This window comes from Hydrogenophaga sp. FW305-3-2-15-A-LB1 (assembly GCF_058787875.1).
Genome location: NZ_JBYTAE010000109.1, coordinates 1 through 16,469 on the forward strand (window position 1 = coordinate 1; position 16,469 = coordinate 16,469).

The window sequence follows — 16,469 nt, forward strand, 5'->3', positions numbered from 1 at the left end:
TGCCCGCCCCACCCAGGAGGTGGACCTGGGCGGCGCGCTCGTCACCCCCGGCCTGGTGGACTGCCACACCCACCTGGTCTACGGCGGGCAGCGGGCGACCGAGTTCGAACAGCGCTTGCAGGGCGTGAGCTACGAAGCCATCGCGCGCGCGGGTGGCGGCATCCGCTCCAGCGTGACCGCGACGCGCGCCGCGAGCGAAGCGCAGCTCCTGGCCAGCGCCCGGCAGCGCGCGCTGTGCCTCATGGCCGAGGGCGTGACCACGCTGGAGATCAAGTCCGGCTATGGCCTCTCGCTGGAGGCCGAGTTGCGCTGCCTGCGCGTGGCGCGCCGCCTGGGCACCACACTGCCGCTGACCGTGCGCACCACTTTCCTGGGCGCCCACGCCGTGCCACCGGAGTTCGAAGGCCGGCCAGACGGCTACATCGATGCCGTCTGCGCCTGGCTGCCCGAGTTGCACGCGCAGGGCCTGGTGGACGCGGTCGATGCCTTCTGCGAGCGCATCGGTTTTTCACCCGCGCAGACGCGGCGCGTCTTCGACACCGCGGTCGGCCTGGGCCTGCCGGTCAAGCTGCACGCCGAGCAGTTGTCCGACCAGGGCGGTGCCGCGCTCGCGGCCTCCTACCGGGCACTCTCGTGCGACCATCTCGAACACCTGAGCGCCGAGGGCATCGCGGCCATGCGGGCCGCCGGCACCGTGGCCGTGCTGCTGCCGGGCGCGTACTACTTTCTCCGGGAGACGAAACTGCCGCCCATCGAGGCACTGCGCGCGGCCGGCGTGCCCCTGGCCGTGTCCACCGACCACAACCCCGGCACCTCGCCGGGCCTTTCGCTGCTGCTCATGGCCAGCATGGCCTGCACCCTGTTCCGCCTCACGCCGCTGGAAGCGGTGCAGGGCATCACGGTGAACGCCGCGCGCGCCCTCGGCCTGGCCGACCGGGGCCGGCTCGCCACCACCCAGCGCGCCGACTTCGTGGCCTGGGACCTCGACCACCCGAACGAACTGGCCTACTGGTTTGGCCGCAACCCCTGCCACCGCGTGGTGGTGGGCGGACAGGAAAGGACACCCCATGGACATGGCACCCCCCTTTGAATGGAGCGGCCGCGTGGACGCCGAAGAGACCGGCGTCACCACCCGCTGGCACCAGCACGTGCGCGCGGCCACCACCAGATCCAGCGGAGGCGTCACGCTGATCGGCTTCGCGGTGGACGAGGGTGTGCGCCGAAACGGCGGCCGCCCCGGCGCCGCGCGCGGCCCCGTGTCGCTGCGCCACGCCCTGTGCAACCTGCCGGTGCTGGGCGAGCCCGCGGTGTGGGACGCCGGCGATGTGAGCGGCGGGAAGGGTGGGCTCGAAGACGCCCAGACCCGGCTGGCCGCGCGCGTGGCCCAGGCCATTCAGCACAAGAGCCTGCCGCTGGTGCTGGGCGGTGGCCACGAAATGGCCTGGGGCACCTTCCAGGGCATCGTGAAGAAACGCCCCGACACGAACCGCCTGCTGGTGGTCAACCTCGACGCCCATTTCGACCTGCGCGCCGCGGCCCAGGCCAACTCGGGCACACCCTTTCGCCAGATGCACGACTGGTGCATGCAACACCAGCAGGCCTTCAACTACCGGGCGCTGGGCATCAGCCGTTTCGCCAACACCCAGGCTCTGTTTGACCGGGCGCGGCAGATCGGCGCGCGTTACTGGCTGGACGAGCACCTGCAGGACGCGGGCGGCGTGCACGACGCGCAGCAGGCGCTGTCTCTCGACCTCGCCCAGTGCGATGCCGTGTACCTCACGGTGTGTCTGGATGTATTGCCCGGGGCGCAGGCCCCGGGGGTGTCAGCGCCCGCGACACTGGGCGTGCCGCTGGCCCATGTGGAGCGGCTGATCGATCAGGTGATGGCGTCTGGCCGCGTCGTTGCAGCCGACATCGCGGAACTCTGCCCGGTGCTCGACCGGGATTGCATCACCTCGCGCCTGGCGGCGCGGCTGGCCGCGCGCATCGCCCGCGGCGCGGCCTGACCACGCGCCCTGCTCAGCGGCGGCGACCGTCGTAGCGGCCGTCGTCACGATCGTGGCGATGGCCGTGTCGGCGGCCTTCCCACCGCGGCGCGGGGCCCCAGCCGGAGCGGTAGACGGGGCGCGGCGCGTAGTACACCGGCGGCGGCCCGTAGTAGACCGGGCGGGGAGCGTAGTAGATCGGACGGGGGGCGTAGTACACCGGCGGCGGCGCGTAATACACGGGGGGCGGTGCGTAGTAGACCGGCGGTGCGTTTGACACGCCCACGACCACGCCCGGGGTGTTCACACCAATGGACCAGTGCACGTCGCTGCGGGCGTGGGCCTGCGAGCCCATGGCCGACAAGGCCCAGGCACCAGCGGCCAGGGTGGCGAGGGTGAGGCCACGGGCCAGCGCCGAGGTGCGGCTCCAGGGGGTTTTCAAGGTCTGTGTGTTCATGTGGGGCTCCAATGCAGGGTGGTTTGCGCACCCCGTGACCGTATTACAGGCAATTCCGCGCTAACCTGTTCCACATACTCGGTCAAAGTCGTTGCCAGACGTAACGCCTGCCCCATCTTTACATTGAAACCTCCATGAAAACCCTCATTCCGCCCACCGCGCAGGACGTGCTCGACTTCTGGCTTGGGGATGGCCTGGAGCGCGGCTGGTGTTCGGACAAGCGCGACGAGCTCTGGTTTGGCGGCAGCCCCGAGATCGACACGCGCATCCGCGAGCGTTTTGGCGCGCTGGTCGAACAGGCGCTGGACGGCGGCCTGGGCGAGTGGGAGGCGCGCATCGACACGCGGCTGGCCTTGGTGCTGCTGCTCGACCAGTTCACCCGCAATGTGCACCGGGGCCAGGCGCGCGCCTTCGCGGGCGATGCGCGGGCCCAGCAGCTGTCGTTGCAGGCGCACGCCAGCGGCATGGACGCCGAACTCGCCACCGTGGGCCTGGTGTTCCTGAACATGCCGCTGATGCACGCGGAAGACGCCGCCCTGCAGGCCGAGAGCGTGCTGCGTTTCCAGCGCCTGCTCGACACCTGCGCGCCCGAACTGCGCGACACCCTGGGGCGAAACCTCGAATTCGCGCGGCTGCACCGCGACATCGTGGACCGCTTCGGCCGCTTTCCGTACCGCAACGCCGTGCTTGGGCGCACCAGCACACCTGCGGAAGAAGACTTCCTGAAAGACGGCCCGCGCTTCGGGCAATGAAGCCGCGCCCCAAGGAAACGTCACCAAAAAGACACGAATAGGTCACGATCGCGTCATGGCCGGTTTCTACAACCGTGGTTTTCAACCACCACGTCGAGACCGCCCGAATGCGCCCCCTGCTGCCCAGCACCCCCACCACCCGCTTGTTCACCGCCTCGCTGCTCATGACCGCCGTGCTCGCCGCCTGCGGTGGCGGCAGCGATGCCCCGGCGCCCACCACGCCAACGCCCGAGGCCACGCCGGTGAGCCTGAAGCTGGAGAAGATCGGCGGCTACAGCACGGGCCAGTTCGGTGTGAGCGCGGCGGAGATTCCGGCCTTTGACGCGGCCAGCAAGCGCCTGTTCGTGGTCAACGCGCAGCTCGGTGCCGTGGACGTGCTCAACCTGACCAACCCCGCCAACCCGGTGAAGATCGGCGTGATCGACGCCACCGCAGTGCTGGCCGGCGCCGAGATCAACAGCGTGGCGGTGCACAACGGCATCGTGGCCGTGGCCATCCAGGCCCCGGTGAAGACCGACACCGGTCGCATGGCGCTGTACCGCGCGAGCGACCTGAGCCTGATCAGTTCGGTCACCATCGGCGCCCTGCCCGACATGGTGACCTTCACGCCCGATGGCAACACCGTGCTGGTGGCCAACGAGGGCGAGCCCAGCGACGACTACCAGGTGGACCCCGAAGGCAGCGTGAGCATCATCGACGTGCGCAACCCCGCCGCGCCGGTCGTGCGCACCGCGACCTTCACCGCGTTCAACGGTCAGGAAGCCACCCTGCGCGCCGCCGGCGTGCGCATCTACGGTCCGAATGCCACTGCCGCGAAGGACTTCGAGCCCGAGTACATCGCCGTCTCGGCCGACAGCAAGACCGCCTGGGTGACGCTGCAGGAGAACAACGCGATGGCCAAGGTGGACATCGCCACCGCCACCGTCACCGACGTGCTGCCGCTGGGCTACAAGGACCACGGCGTGGCCGGCAACGAACTCGACGCCTCGGACACGGACGGCGGAACCATCAACATCAAGACTTGGCCCGGCGTGCGCGGCATGTACCTGCCCGATGCCATGGCCTCGTACACCGTGGGCGGCGCGACCTACCTGGTCACCGCCAACGAAGGCGACGCGCGCGCCTGGGGCGAAGACAACGCGGCGTACTGGGGCGGTGACGCCACCAAGGGCTTCGTCGAGGAGTTCCGCGTCAAGCACCTGGTCAACAAAAACGGCTGGGCCGGCCGCGCGGGCGACGACCTGCCGCCGCAGCTCAACGCCATGGCCGCAGGCGGCCTGCTCGACCCCGCCACCTTCGGCTACTGCGGTGCCATTGCCGGCGACCCGATGGGCTGCCGCGCCGATGCCGCCCTGGGCCGCCTGAACATCAGCTGGACCATGGGCTACCGCACCAACCCCGATGGCTCGCCCATGATGTTCAGCGCCGCCGGCGTGGCCGATCCGCTGGGCAACCGCCTGATGTACGACCAGCTGTACAGCTACGGTGCGCGCTCCTTCAGCATCTGGAACGCCAATGGCGGCCTGGTGTGGGACTCGGGCGCGGAGATCGAGAAATTCCTCGCCAGCAGCGACTGCAAGCTGGGCCGCGACCGCAGCATCCCCTGCGCGACGTACTTCAATTCCGGCCACGACGAAGGCAACGCGAAGGACAGCCGCAGCGACGCCAAGGGCCCGGAACCCGAGGGCATCGCGCTCGGCCAGATCGGCACCAAGACCTTCGCCTTCATCGGCCTGGAGCGCATGGGCGGCGTGCTGGTGTACGACATCACCAGCCCCACGGCACCCAAGCGCGTGGACTACCTCAACACCCGCGACGAGTGGGTCACCAACCCGCCCAGCCTGGCCACGGCGGGCGACCTGGGCCCCGAAGGCCTCGTGTTCATCCCCGCGGCCCGCTCGCCCAACGGCAAGCCGCTGCTGGTGGTGGGCAACGAGGTGAGCGGCACCACCTCGGTGATGCAGCTCAACCTCATGTATTGAAGGGCTCCCCCCGCGCGCCTTCGGCGCTCCCCCTCTCTCGCCTTCGGCGGGAGGGGGGCGACACCTGGGGCCGGCGGAGCCGGACCCTCGGTGTCTCTGGTCAAGTCACTTTGCTCGTGCCAGCGGTTTCAGTGCTGCCGGCAGCCAGTCGGCCAGCCGGGCGTGGAGGCGGTCTTCGTTGCGCTGCCACCAGATGCCCAGCGCCACCACGCCCAACCCGAGCAGGGTGAGCGCGAACGGGAACAGCAGGCTGTCCTCGAACACGCGGTAGGCCAGGTAGCCCAGGTAGCTGGCCACGCCGATGGCGCCCAGCACGGTGAACACGCGCCGCCCGATGGCCGCGCCGAGGAACACCAGGAACACGTTGATCAGCGCGTACAGGAACTTGTTGAGTTCGGCGTCGCTGTCGCGCAGGCTCAGGCCGCCCCAGAACATGATCGCGCCGAAGAGGTAGAGCCAGAAGGCGAAGTCCTGCCGGTCTTCGGCGTTGTCGGCGGTGCGCGTGCGCAGGTCCACCCACACCGCGATGGCGCAGGTGGCCAGGCCGAACACCAGCGAGACGTCGCGCGTGAATGTCCAGTCGAAGCCGTCCTTCTGCATCAGCATGTGCGCCACGTCCATGCTGAGGTACCAGATCGTCACCGCCACCGGCATCACCATGAAGGGCAGTTTGTAGCGGTACAGCAGCACCAGGGCGGCGGCCAGGGTGGCCAGCTCCAGTGTGAGCCAGCGCCAGTCGATGTAGCGGTGGTAATCGCGGTAGCTGTCAGGCCCACCCTCAGGCCACAGGCCGATGCCCGACTGGAACGCCCACACCGCCAGCGGCACCAGGCACACGGCTAGCGTGGCCAGCACGCCAGCGGGCGTGCGCAGGCCTTTCTCCAGCAGATTGCCCGCCACCAGCAACGCCCCCATGAGGTAACCCAGGGCCAGCACGAACACGCCCCAGGCACCGAACAGCTCCCAGCCCAGCGTCATGAACAGCGTCATGGCGCCGATGGCCAGCATGCCGCCGAAGTAGTAGAGGGTGTTGGTGAAGCTGAACGCCGGGCCCCGGTCCAGCGCGGGGCGCGGGGCCTGGGCCGGCGCTGCCGCCGAGCCGGCGGCGAGGTCTTCCTGGGCGAGCTCGGCCGCCGTGGGCACCCGGGAGGGGGACGGTGAGGCGCCCGCGGCCACCCGCAGCGGGCTGCCCGGCGAGGCCCATGATGCCCAGAGCGCATGCGCCTCGGCCGGCGGGATGGCTCCGCTCTCCACGGCGGCCTCCACGTCGCGCCAACCCAGCTGCACGCGCACCGAGGGCAGGAACACGTCCTCCGTCTGCGTGATTTCCCACCGCGTCGGCTCGTCGGTGGGCATGGTGTCGGGGTTGTCGTTGTTGTTCATCTCGGGCTTCCTCTTCCTCGTCCGGGAACGGCCACGATACCGGAAAGCGCCACCATGGAACCAAAGTAGCACTCGGCCAGAAGCGGTGCACATCGGGCCGGGTCAATAGAATGGCGCATGAGCTCCACCCACCCCAGCAACAAAACCAGCACCCCCGCCGCCGACGGCGAACACAAGGTCAGCAACTTCCTGCGCCAGATCATCGAGAACGACCTGGACAAGGGCACCTACCAGAGCCGCCGCTGGGCCGGCAGCCCTGGCGACGCGGCGCACCAGGCCCAGGGCGAGCCCGATCCGGCCAAGATCCGCACCCGCTTCCCCCCCGAGCCCAACGGCTACCTGCACGTGGGCCACGCCAAGAGCATCTGCCTGAACTTCGGGCTGGCGCGCGACTATGGCGGCGTGTGCCACATGCGCTTTGACGACACCAACCCGGAGAAGGAAGACACCGAGTACGTCAACAGCATCATCGATGCCGTGAAATGGCTCGGTTTCAGCTGGGAGGCCCACGGCCGGCAGCACCTCTACCAGGCCAGCGACTACTTTGACTTCATGTACCGCGCGGCCGAGTACCTGGTGCAAGCCGGCCACGCCTACGTGGACGAGCAGACCACCGAACAGATGCGCCTGAACCGGGGCGACTTCGGCAAACCCGGTGTGGACAGCCCCTTCCGCAGCCGCACGCCCGCCGAAAACCTCAAGCGCCTGCGCGAGATGCGCGACGGCCTGCACGAGGACGGCAGCATGGTGCTGCGCGCCAAGATCGACATGGCCAGCCCCAACATCAACCTGCGCGACCCGGCGATCTACCGCATCCGCCGCGCCACGCACCACAACACGGGCGACACCTGGTGCATCTACCCGATGTACACCTTCGCGCACCCCATCGAGGACGCGCTGGAGCAGATCACCCACAGCTTCTGCACGCTGGAGTTCGAAGACCAGCGCCCGTTCTACGACTGGCTGCTCGAGCGCCTGTGCGAAGGCGGCCTGCTGCAGACCCCGCCACCGCGCCAATACGAGTTCGCGCGGCTCAACCTCACCTACGTGATCACCAGCAAGCGCAAGCTCGCGCAGCTGGTGTACGACCACAAGGTCAGCGGCTGGGACGACCCGCGCATGCCCACCATCGTCGGCCTGCGCCGGCGCGGCTACACGCCCGAGAGCATCCAGCTGTTCGCCGAACGCATCGGCGTGACCAAGAGCGATTCCTGGATCGACTACAGCACGCTCGAAGGCTGCCTGCGCGAAGACCTGGAGAACAAGGCCCACCGCGGCATGGCCGTGCTCGACCCGGTCAGGCTGGTGCTCACCAACTGGGCCGAGACCTTCGGCAGCGATGACTACACCGAAGACTGCACCCAGCCCGCCCTGCCCCACTCGGCCATCGCCGAAGGCCAGCCCGAGCCCGCGCCGCGCGTGTTCAAAATCGGCAAAGCCGTGTGGATCGAGCGCGAGGACTTCGAGGAAGTGCCACCCAAGGGCTACAAGCGCCTGTTCCCCGGCAACGTGGTGCGCCTCAAGGGCGGCTACGTCATCGAATGCACCGGCTGCGCGAAAGACGCGGACGGCAAGGTCACCGAAGTGCACGCCAAGGTCATCCCCGGCACCAAGAGCGGCACCCCGGGCGCCGACAGCGTGAAGGCCAAGGCCGCCATCACCTGGGTGAGCGTGGCCGATGGTGTGCAAGCCGAAGTGCGGCTCTACGATCGCCTCTTCCTCGATGCGCAGCCCGACGCCGGTGGCAAGGACTTCATCGAAGCCCTGAACCCGAACAGCCTGAAGGTGGTGACCGCCTATGTGGAGCCTTCACTGGCCCAGGCGAAGCCGGACGACAAGTTCCAGTTCGAACGACACGGCTACTTCGTGGCCGACCGCCAGGACCACGTGGCGGGCAAACCGGTGTTCAACCGGGCGACGGGGTTGAAAGACTCCTGGGGCAAATAAACACATCCAAGGGAACATCCCACCATGCTCACCAACCTCACGCCGTTCCTGCTGCACTGGGCCATCACGGGGTTCGCGCTCTGGGTGGCGAGCCATGTGTTCAAGGGCATCCAGTTCAGCAGCACGTCATCGCTGGTGGTGTCGGCGCTGCTGCTGGGCCTGGCCAACGCGATCGTGCGACCCTTGCTCGTGCTGCTGACCTTGCCCTTGACGCTGCTGACCTTCGGCCTGTTCCTGCTGGTCATCAACGCGCTGATGCTGTTGCTGGTGGCCAAGGTGGTGAACGGCTTCAAGGTCGATGGCTTCTGGACGGCGTTCTGGGCCAGCCTGTTCATGTCGTTGCTCAGCGTGGTGCTCGGCGCCTTCGTGCTGGGCGGCTCGCCGGAGTACACCATCGAGACCAGCCCGGGGCCTGGGTCTGTCTGGCTTTGAGTCCTGAAGACGCGACCGAGCAAACCGTTTCACCGCCGCTCATGGCGGCACGTGGGCGCAAGCTCAGCAATTCAGTTCGCGATAGCGCTTGCGGCTCTGGAACAGGTCCCACTGCGCTGCATGCAAGTTTTGCGGACTCGCACTGCGCTCCACTGCCTCCTGGCTCTCCAACCGCGAATCCAGCAGCGCGCATTCCAGCTTGGCAGCGTGCGGTAGCTTGAATCGCCGATGCAGGGTGGCGCGCTGTGAATCGTCCAACCCTGTGATCGGGCGCATGGCATCTCCCATGACCTTGTCCAACTCCGCACGGCGCACGTCAACCCCCTTGCGGCTTACCCCGCTGGATTTGTCCAGCCCCTGCGTGGGCGTGGTGTCTACCGCTCGGGCACCGACGCAGGGCTCGTGAGAGTAGGTAACCTGACCTTTGGCCTCGCAGCGGTACACGGTCTGTGCCTGCCCGGCAAACGTCACCAGGGCCAAGACCAGGACCGCTGGTCGGCCCAGCGTGATCGTTCGCCGGTTGCCCCACACTTTCGTTCGCATTCGCCTCTCCCCCATGTTTTGGTCTGCGGCATCATGCCTGCGCCGACACCACAAAGAACAGGGGAGTTCCGCCAATGGCCAAACCGCCACATCGCCGATCGCGCCGACGAGACCAACGGCCCTTTCTGAAAAAGGGTGTGACCGCCCTGATGGTCGGGGCCGGCTTCTCTTCTTTCTGGCGTTCCTGATGCTGTCCGGGCACCCCCGGTTTGGTGCGATGGGTGTCGCGCTGCTCACACCGGCATGGCTGGCAACCGGCTTCGGCGTGCTGCTGGTGGGCATCCACTACGTGCTGCAGGAAAAGACCGGAGAAGCCAAACAGCCGCTGCCGAAAATCTCACCGCCACCGCTGCGTGCCGCTGCGGCCCCCACGGCAACGGAGACCAAAGCAACCAGCCCTCCCCCCACCAACTGGAGTCCTGCCGTTTTCAAGGCCATCGAATGGCGGCGCTTCGAAGCGGTCTGCGAAGCGCTGTTCGCGCAAGCCGGGTTTGAGGCGCGCACGCAGTCGCATGGACCCGACGGCGGGGTGGACGTGTGGCTGCATTCAAAGCACGCGCAAGGGCCCGTGTCGGTGGTGCAATGCAAGCATTGGTTGTCCAAGCCGGTGGGCGTCAAGGAAGTGCGCGAGTTCTTCGGTGTGATGGCATCGCACCAGCTGAAACGCGGCACCTACGCGACCACCTCGACATTCACGCCCGACGCATTGACGTTCGCCAGGAGCAACGGCATTCACGCGCTGGACGGTGTCGGTCTGCTCAAGCTGATTGCCACGCGCACATCCGAGCAGCAGCAAGCCTTGCTGGCCGTGGCTTTTGAGGGCGACTACGCGCGGCCGACCTGCGCCAGCTGTGGCACCAAGATGGTGGAGCGCCAGTCCCGCAAGGACAGCTCCATGTTCTGGGGATGTGCGAACCACCCCCGATGCAGGAAGACCCTGACAATGGCACGGCAGGCCGCGTAAACAACAGCCCCATGCACCAGCACGTCTGCCCTCACTGCCGCAACGCCTCGGTGCCCAATCTGGCCGTTCGTTGGTCCAGCAGAGAAAGCCCCGCCGAGTGCGCGGCATGCGGCCAGCTTTCTCATGTCGTCAGCAGCACGTCCAGCGGCATCTGGGTGTTCGGTGTGCTTTTGGTGGTTGCTTCAGGGATTGCCGCGTTGGTGACGCAATCCCTTTGGGTGGGCCTTGCGGGTTTGGCGCTGATGGTTGCCTGCAACGTATGCGCATGGCGGCGTACAGAGCTGTGGCCGATCAGCAAGACCGATGCCCGGACGGCCAACAAGGTGGGTTGGTGGGCGGCCATCGGGGCCTGGGTCGTGGCGCTTTTCGTGAACTGATCGCTGGCGTCTGCACCCATGGCCCGCCCCCACCACCACGTCTACGTGATCGAACTCTCCAGGGACGTGCTGAACGAAAGCAAATTCCGCAAGAACAACCCGGGCTACATCGACGGCAAACCCTGCGTCTACGTCGGCATGACCGGCCTCGACCCGGACGTGCGTTTCGACAAGCACAAGGCCGGCATCCAGGCCAATGCCTACGTGTTCAAGTACGGTCTGCGCCTGCTGCCCGACCTCTACGAGGCCTTCAACCCGATGCGGTACGAAGCGGCCGTGGAGAAGGAAATCGAGATCGGCATCGACCTGCGCTCGGCCGGTTTCGGCGTCTGGCAGGCCTGAGTCGGCCGGCTCAATGGGTGGTGCCGGCGCCCAGCGCGTGGTCCTTGTCCACCTGCAGCGCGCTGCGCACGGCCACCCGCAGCCCGCGCACGATGTCGTCGAGCGCCATGTTCGGCACCCCCTGTTCCGGCAGCCACGGCACGTGCACGAAACCACCGCGCGTGTGCGCCAGTTCTGGCACCGTGGACAGGGTGCGCATCAGGCCGTAGAACACGTGGTTGCAGACAAAGGTGCCGGCGGTCTGCGACACCTCGGCGCCCACGCCTTCTTCGTGCAGCGCGGCGAGCATGGCCTTGATGGGCAGGCCGGTGAAGTAGGCCACGGGCGCGTCCCGGACCACCGGCGTGTCCACGGGCCTCGCGCCCGCGTTGTCGGCCAGGGGCGCGTCGTTCACGTTGATGGCCACACGCTCCAGCGACAACACCTTGCGCCCACCGGCCTGCCCCACACAGATGACGAGGGCAGGCTGATGCTGCCGCAGCAGCGCGTCCAGCTCGCACAGCGAGGCGTCGAACACGGTGGGCAACTGCGCCGCCACCACGGTGTGGCCGAGCACTTTGCGGCCGTGCAGCGCCTGCACGGCCAGCCAGCTGGGGTTGAGCGATTGGCCGCCGAAGGCGTCGAAACCGGTGAGCAAGACCTTTTTCTGCATCGCGTCAATCTACCGCACGCAGCGCCTGCAGCCGCCCGTGGGCCTCGGAGGCGATGTCCAGCGGGGTGCTGCGCTTGATGCTGAGGTAGTGCGCGGTGAACACGTCCAGCCACGCGGCCAGCGTCTGTGCCGCATGGCTTTCACCGGCCAGGTCCAGGCAGAGCGCCGCCACTTCGGATGTGCAGAAGTGGCTCTCGCGGAACGACCGCCTCAGGCGGTAGTTGGAGACCACCTGTTCGGGGTGCAGGCTGAGCACGGGCAGGTGGTCCAGATAGGGGCTCTTGCGGAACATCTTGCGCGCTTCGGACCAGGTGCCGTCGAGCAACACGAACAAGGGTTTCCTGGCGCTTCCGTGTGCGGGCTCCGCGTGCTGCAGTTCGGTCACCACGCGCTCGGGCGGCACGAACTCGCCGGGAAACACGAGGTAAGGCTGCCATTGCGGGTCAGCCAGCAGGGCGGGCAGGCCGGGGTCCACTTCGGTGCGGGACCATTTGAAGGCCCAGGTGTCGGCCACCACGTCGGCCACCAGCCAGCCGGTGTTGCTGGGCTTGAGCGCTTCGATGTCGCCCATGATGAGGCAGACGCCGGCGTGCGTGGGCGTCCGCGGGCGCCAGGCGCACAGGCAATGGCTGGCGGTCAGCCGGCAACCGGCGCAGCGCCCCAGGCCCGAGCCGCGGGCCACAAAAGGTTTGGCACTGGCGGCCAGGCGGGCGGTGCGCAGGCGCGAGACGGCATGCCCGGAGGCGGAAACAGAATGCATGCAAGGAATGTAGGCGCAAGTGCCCAGGCAGGGATTTTTCTTACACCCGCGGTCGCCAGATGTAACGCCTTTCGCGGTCAGCCGGCCCTGGCTCCGTTGGTCGCCCTGCGGGGCGGCCTGAACGGCGTTTGGCACATGATGGCGGGGATTTCTCATGACCAAGACCACCAGCTCCAAGACCAAGTCCGGGCGGCGCAAAGCCCATCGGCGCAGAACCCAACCCCTGCTTTTCAACGGCCTCGGCGCGCTGTTGGCAGGCATCTTCCTGTGGATGGTGTCCTTGGCGATGGCGACCGAGGCTTCGCTCAAGTCCGCCGCCAAGGCCTTGCTTGCACCGGCCTGGATGGCGCTGGGCCTGGGCGTGGGGCTGCTGGTGCTGCACGTGATGTCCAAACGCCGCGCGCAGGCCGAAGCGGCCATGCTGCTGCGCCAGCACTCGACCTTCCTCGAACCGATGCCGCGGCTCAAGCCCCGCCCCAGCAAGCCCAGGCACAAGGAGCCCTTTCAGGGACAGCAGCAGCGCACATCGGCCACGGGCCGGTAGCGCTTGCGCTGCTGGATCCGCACGCAATGCGAAAGGGCGTGACAAACTTGACGGGATAGGACCTCGCCCTCCCGGTCGACTCCCGATAATCCTCGCATGCCCATTGCCGAAATCGCTGTCTGGTCCGCCATGCTGGGTGGCTTGTGCACCCTCGCGGCACTGGCACTGGCTGACCTGTTCCAGGGCCACAGCATCGGCTCTCTTCGCAACCTGCTGTTCGTGTCGATCACCGGCGCCAGTTGCGTGGTGATGACGGGTTTGCCCGAGGTCTTCTTTCCCGATCTGCCCGAGCGGCTGATGATGGTGCTCAAGGCCGGCCTGGGCCCGGCGGCCGGGGCCATGGGCCTGTACTACGTGGGCACGTGGCTGGGCGGCGCCCGCGAGGACGGGCGGGTGCACCGGCTCACAGCGGTGGGCGGTGCGCTGCTGGTGTCTGCCACGGTCATCCTGGTGGTGCTGGCCAGCCAGATCGAACCCGACAATTTCCGCGAATTGCTGGTGGCCACCGCGGTGGTGAACATGGTGCCGGTGTTGCTGGCGCTGGCTGCCGCGTTGCGCGCCGCCCGGCTGGGTGACCCGCTCGCGCGCTGGATGGTGGTGGCCATCGGCTGCCTGGCCGTCACGACGATCGGCCACTACCTGCGCGGCCTCGACGTGCCGGGGCTGGGCCTGGGCGCCTGGCTGTTCACCGCGGTGATCACGCTGGTGTTTTTCCTCATGGCCTCGGTGCTGGGCCTGCTGCGCAACCGGCACAACCGCGAGATCGCGCGCCTCTCGCGCCTGTCGAACAGCACGGACCCGGCCACCGGCCTGTCCACGGGTTCGGCCCTCATCGCCGACGTGGAGCACGCCCTCTGGCGCGCCGCCCGCCTGGACTGCGAGGCAGCCGTGTTGTGCCTGTACGTGAGCAACCTGTACGAACTGGCCGAATCGGCCGGTCCCAGCGCGGAGCATCAGATCCTGTCCACCGTGGCGGCGCGCATCCGCCGCGCGGCGGGCTTTCGTTGCGTGGTGGGGCTGTACCACCCCCGGTGCTTCGTGGTGGTGCTCACCATGGACCCGCACCAGCCCCCCGTGCGCGCCACGGCCGCGCGCATGGCCTTGACGGTGTCCAACCCCTTGACGGTGTTCGACGAGCAGCGCAAGCGCCAGCCGTTTCGCCCGCGCATCGGCCTGGGCGTGGTCACGGTGGACCCCGCCAGCGCCACGCCCACCGACGTGATCAACGAAGCCGAGCGCCAGGCGCTGGCCATGGCCAGCACGGCACCCCGCGACGGCGAACAAGGGGTGGAAACCGAGCCCGCGCGCCTGCGCTGACGGCCCTGAGCGCCCAGTCCGTGCCGGACAATGGCCTCATGAACGCCAACATCCTGCGCCTGAGCCCCGCCGCCGAACGCAACAAGCGGCCCATTCTGGACGTGCTCCGCCAGGTGCTGCCCGAGCAAAGCCGCGTGCTGGAGATCGCCTCGGGCACGGGCCAGCACGCGGCCTGGTTCGCCGCCGCCATGCCGGGCTGGCGCTGGCAGCCCACGGACTTCCAGGCCGACGCCCTGCCCTCCATCCGCGCCTGGGCAGCCGACACCACCGCAGGCCATGTGCTCGCGCCGCTGCAGCTGGACGTGCTCGCACCCGCGTGGCCGGTGGGCCCCGAGCCTTTTGACGGCATCTATTGCGCCAACATGCTGCACATCGCGCCCTGGGCGACCTGCGCGGCGCTCATGCAGGGCGCGGCCCGGCACCTCACGCCGCTGGGTGCGCTCATCACCTACGGCCCCTACCTGGAAGACGGTGTGCCCACCTCGCCAGGCAACCTGGCGTTCGACGAGAGCCTGCGGCGCGAGAACGCGGCCTGGGGCATCCGCCGGCGGGAAGCCGTGGAAGGTGAAGCCCGGCACGCCGGCCTGGTGCTGAGCGAACGGCATGCCCTGCCGGCCAACAACCTGCTGCTGGTCTGGCGCCGGGAACCCTGAGCCCTCGCCCCGGCTCCACCTCTCTACCACCGCGCCACACCTTTTCCACACCATGCTCAGAAACCTCAAGGACCTGTTCGACACCCTCACCGCCAGCCTCACGGCACCGGCCGGCGCCCAGGCGCCCGCCGAGCAGGAACACACCCTGCAGCTCGCCACCGCCGTGCTGCTGGTGGAAGTGATGCGCGCCGAGCCCAGCCTGCAGGACAGCGAGCGCGACGCGGTGCTGACGGCCCTGCGCCGCAAGTTCGCGCTGAGCGACGACGAGCTGCAGCGCCTGCTGGAGCTGGCCCACGAGACCGCGCGCACCGCCTACGACTACCAGCGCTTCACCGCGCTGATGAACGAGCGCTTCACGCAGGCGCAGAAGATCCGCGTGGTGGAAGCGATGTGGGAGGTGGCCTTCGCCGACCATCACCTGGACGCGCACGAGCACCATGTCATCAGCAAGGTGGCCGGCCTGCTGCATGTGACACATGGTGAGTACATCGCGGCCAAGCTGCACGCCCAGGCCGCCATGAAAGGCTGAGCGGCAAGGCTTCGGTGGGCGGCACAAGCCGGTACAGAACTTTGCACAGGCGGAGCGCGGCATTTACCGGGCGTTCACATGCGCCGGACACGATGGAGTCTCACCAACCCCAGGAGAAAGCTCCATGAAATCCCGAAACCTTGTTGTGTACGCCCTGGCGGCCGCCTCCCTCGGCGTGAGTTCGCTGTCCTTCGCGCAAGGTGCGCGATTCGAGCCCAGCCACCTGCAGCGCGTGGACGACCGGCGCGATGACCGCCGGGACTACCGCCAGGACCGGCGCGACGATCGCCGCGATTTCCGCCACGACCGCCGTGACGACCGGCGCGACTACCGCCACTCGCGCAACGACCGGCACTACCACCACTACTACTACAACGCGCGCGGCCCCGAGTTCCGCCGCGGTGGCTACATCCCCTACGAATACCGCAACCGCCAGTACGTGGTGGTGAACCCGCACCAGCACCGCCTGTACGCGCCGCCGCGCGGCCACCAGTGGGTGCAGGTCGGCACCGACTATGTGCTGGTCGCCATCGCCACCGGCCTGATCGCCAACCTGATCCTGAACAACTGACGTTCCACGGCGCAGACACCGCCGCGCCCAGGGCGCAGCACATCCGCAAGCCGGGGTGCTGCGCCCTTTGCCATGGGCCCCACGCTCACGGGGGTGCGCCTTCTCTGCGATGATGCGGCCCAGGAAAACCACCGATGCGATCCGCCATGAAACTCCGCCACCTCACCCTCCCCCTGATGGCCGCCCTGGCCCTTTCGCTGGCCGCCTGCTCCAAGGAAGAAACCACCGGCGCGCCGAGCGCCGCTGGCGCCCCCGCGGCCGACACCAGCCCCATCCCCC

General features: G+C 68.2%; 19 protein-coding genes. 14 read left to right on the plus strand and 5 right to left on the minus strand.

What is annotated here, in order from left to right:
* Together hutI and hutG are read left to right on the plus strand one after the other, a co-directional pair.
* A partial coding sequence (gene hutI, locus AC3WPZ_RS25295; RefSeq protein WP_492442149.1) for an imidazolonepropionase occupies nt 1-1,090 on the plus strand: 1,090 nt, incomplete at its 5' end.
* Nucleotides 1,074-2,006: a formimidoylglutamase gene (gene hutG / locus AC3WPZ_RS25300; RefSeq protein WP_492442151.1), complete on the plus strand. Its 933-nt coding sequence runs from the start codon at nt 1,074-1,076 to the stop codon at nt 2,004-2,006. The genes hutI and hutG, both read left to right, overlap by 17 nt.
* A gap of 13 nt (nt 2,007-2,019) precedes the next feature.
* Here hutG and AC3WPZ_RS25305 read toward each other — a convergent pair whose 3' ends face one another.
* On the minus strand, nt 2,020-2,442 hold the full coding sequence (locus AC3WPZ_RS25305) for a hypothetical protein (RefSeq protein ID WP_444687077.1): 423 nt from the start codon (nt 2,440-2,442) through the stop codon (nt 2,020-2,022).
* A gap of 134 nt (nt 2,443-2,576) precedes the next feature.
* On the opposite strand from AC3WPZ_RS25305, the gene AC3WPZ_RS25310 reads away from it, so the two are divergent.
* Nucleotides 2,577-3,194 carry a DUF924 family protein gene (locus AC3WPZ_RS25310; protein ID WP_444687078.1) on the plus strand — a complete coding sequence of 206 codons (618 nt, stop codon included), beginning with the start codon at nt 2,577-2,579 and terminating at the stop codon, nt 3,192-3,194.
* A gap of 107 nt (nt 3,195-3,301) precedes the next feature.
* Nucleotides 3,302-5,176: a choice-of-anchor I family protein gene (locus AC3WPZ_RS25315; protein WP_444687079.1), complete on the plus strand. Its 1,875-nt coding sequence runs from the start codon at nt 3,302-3,304 to the stop codon at nt 5,174-5,176.
* Nucleotides 5,177-5,281: 105 nt separating this feature from the next.
* On the opposite strand, the gene AC3WPZ_RS25320 is transcribed toward AC3WPZ_RS25315, so the two are convergent.
* The gene (locus AC3WPZ_RS25320) at nt 5,282-6,559 is read right to left on the minus strand and encodes a DUF2157 domain-containing protein (protein WP_444687080.1); all 1,278 of its coding nucleotides are present in this window, start codon (nt 6,557-6,559) and stop codon (nt 5,282-5,284) included.
* A 117-nt stretch (nt 6,560-6,676) separates the two neighbouring features.
* On the opposite strand from AC3WPZ_RS25320, the gene AC3WPZ_RS25325 reads away from it, so the two are divergent.
* Both AC3WPZ_RS25325 and AC3WPZ_RS25330 read left to right on the plus strand, forming a co-directional pair.
* Nucleotides 6,677-8,506 carry a glutamine--tRNA ligase/YqeY domain fusion protein gene (locus tag AC3WPZ_RS25325; protein WP_444687081.1) on the plus strand — a complete coding sequence of 610 codons (1,830 nt, stop codon included), beginning with the start codon at nt 6,677-6,679 and terminating at the stop codon, nt 8,504-8,506.
* A 24-nt stretch (nt 8,507-8,530) separates the two neighbouring features.
* A complete protein-coding gene (locus AC3WPZ_RS25330) occupies nt 8,531-8,938 on the plus strand; it encodes a phage holin family protein (protein ID WP_382320934.1) in 408 nt (135 codons plus the stop codon).
* Between the two features lie 63 nt (nt 8,939-9,001).
* Here AC3WPZ_RS25330 and AC3WPZ_RS25335 read toward each other — a convergent pair whose 3' ends face one another.
* Entirely contained in the window at nt 9,002-9,481 is a 480-nt protein-coding gene (locus AC3WPZ_RS25335; protein WP_444687082.1) for a DUF4124 domain-containing protein, read from the minus strand.
* 187 nt (nt 9,482-9,668) lie between these two features.
* Here AC3WPZ_RS25335 and AC3WPZ_RS25340 point away from each other — a divergent pair, with 187 nt between their 5' ends.
* The 3 genes from AC3WPZ_RS25340 to AC3WPZ_RS25350 are packed head-to-tail and all read left to right on the plus strand — an operon-like array spanning nt 9,669 to nt 11,164.
* Nucleotides 9,669-10,445, plus strand: coding sequence for a restriction endonuclease (locus AC3WPZ_RS25340; RefSeq protein WP_444691481.1), 777 nt, complete (start codon nt 9,669-9,671; stop codon nt 10,443-10,445).
* An 11-nt stretch (nt 10,446-10,456) separates the two neighbouring features.
* Nucleotides 10,457-10,822 carry a hypothetical protein gene (locus AC3WPZ_RS25345; protein WP_382320940.1) on the plus strand — a complete coding sequence of 122 codons (366 nt, stop codon included), beginning with the start codon at nt 10,457-10,459 and terminating at the stop codon, nt 10,820-10,822.
* Nucleotides 10,823-10,840: 18 nt separating this feature from the next.
* Nucleotides 10,841-11,164, plus strand: coding sequence for a hypothetical protein (locus tag AC3WPZ_RS25350; RefSeq protein ID WP_382320942.1), 324 nt, complete (start codon nt 10,841-10,843; stop codon nt 11,162-11,164).
* 10 nt (nt 11,165-11,174) lie between these two features.
* Here the strand turns inward: AC3WPZ_RS25350 and pcp are convergent, their stop codons facing one another.
* Together pcp and AC3WPZ_RS25360 are read right to left on the minus strand one after the other, a co-directional pair.
* Nucleotides 11,175-11,816 (minus strand): pyroglutamyl-peptidase I, encoded by a 642-nt coding sequence (gene pcp, locus AC3WPZ_RS25355; protein WP_444687084.1) that lies wholly within the window; start codon nt 11,814-11,816, stop codon nt 11,175-11,177.
* A 4-nt stretch (nt 11,817-11,820) separates the two neighbouring features.
* Nucleotides 11,821-12,576, minus strand: coding sequence for a tRNA-uridine aminocarboxypropyltransferase (locus AC3WPZ_RS25360; RefSeq protein ID WP_382320945.1), 756 nt, complete (start codon nt 12,574-12,576; stop codon nt 11,821-11,823).
* A 154-nt stretch (nt 12,577-12,730) separates the two neighbouring features.
* Here AC3WPZ_RS25360 and AC3WPZ_RS25365 point away from each other — a divergent pair, with 154 nt between their 5' ends.
* From AC3WPZ_RS25365 to AC3WPZ_RS25385, 5 genes are all read left to right on the plus strand, one after another.
* Entirely contained in the window at nt 12,731-13,120 is a 390-nt protein-coding gene (locus tag AC3WPZ_RS25365; protein ID WP_382156306.1) for a hypothetical protein, read from the plus strand.
* Nucleotides 13,121-13,216: 96 nt separating this feature from the next.
* On the plus strand, nt 13,217-14,437 hold the full coding sequence (locus AC3WPZ_RS25370) for a GGDEF domain-containing protein (RefSeq protein ID WP_492433942.1): 1,221 nt from the start codon (nt 13,217-13,219) through the stop codon (nt 14,435-14,437).
* A gap of 38 nt (nt 14,438-14,475) precedes the next feature.
* A complete protein-coding gene (locus AC3WPZ_RS25375) occupies nt 14,476-15,090 on the plus strand; it encodes a DUF938 domain-containing protein (RefSeq protein WP_444687086.1) in 615 nt (204 codons plus the stop codon).
* 52 nt (nt 15,091-15,142) lie between these two features.
* Nucleotides 15,143-15,619, plus strand: coding sequence for a tellurite resistance TerB family protein (locus tag AC3WPZ_RS25380; RefSeq protein ID WP_382320948.1), 477 nt, complete (start codon nt 15,143-15,145; stop codon nt 15,617-15,619).
* A 124-nt stretch (nt 15,620-15,743) separates the two neighbouring features.
* A complete protein-coding gene (locus AC3WPZ_RS25385; RefSeq protein WP_291113444.1) occupies nt 15,744-16,190 on the plus strand; it encodes an RcnB family protein in 447 nt (148 codons plus the stop codon).
* The last annotated feature ends 279 nt before the right edge of the window (nt 16,191-16,469 follow it).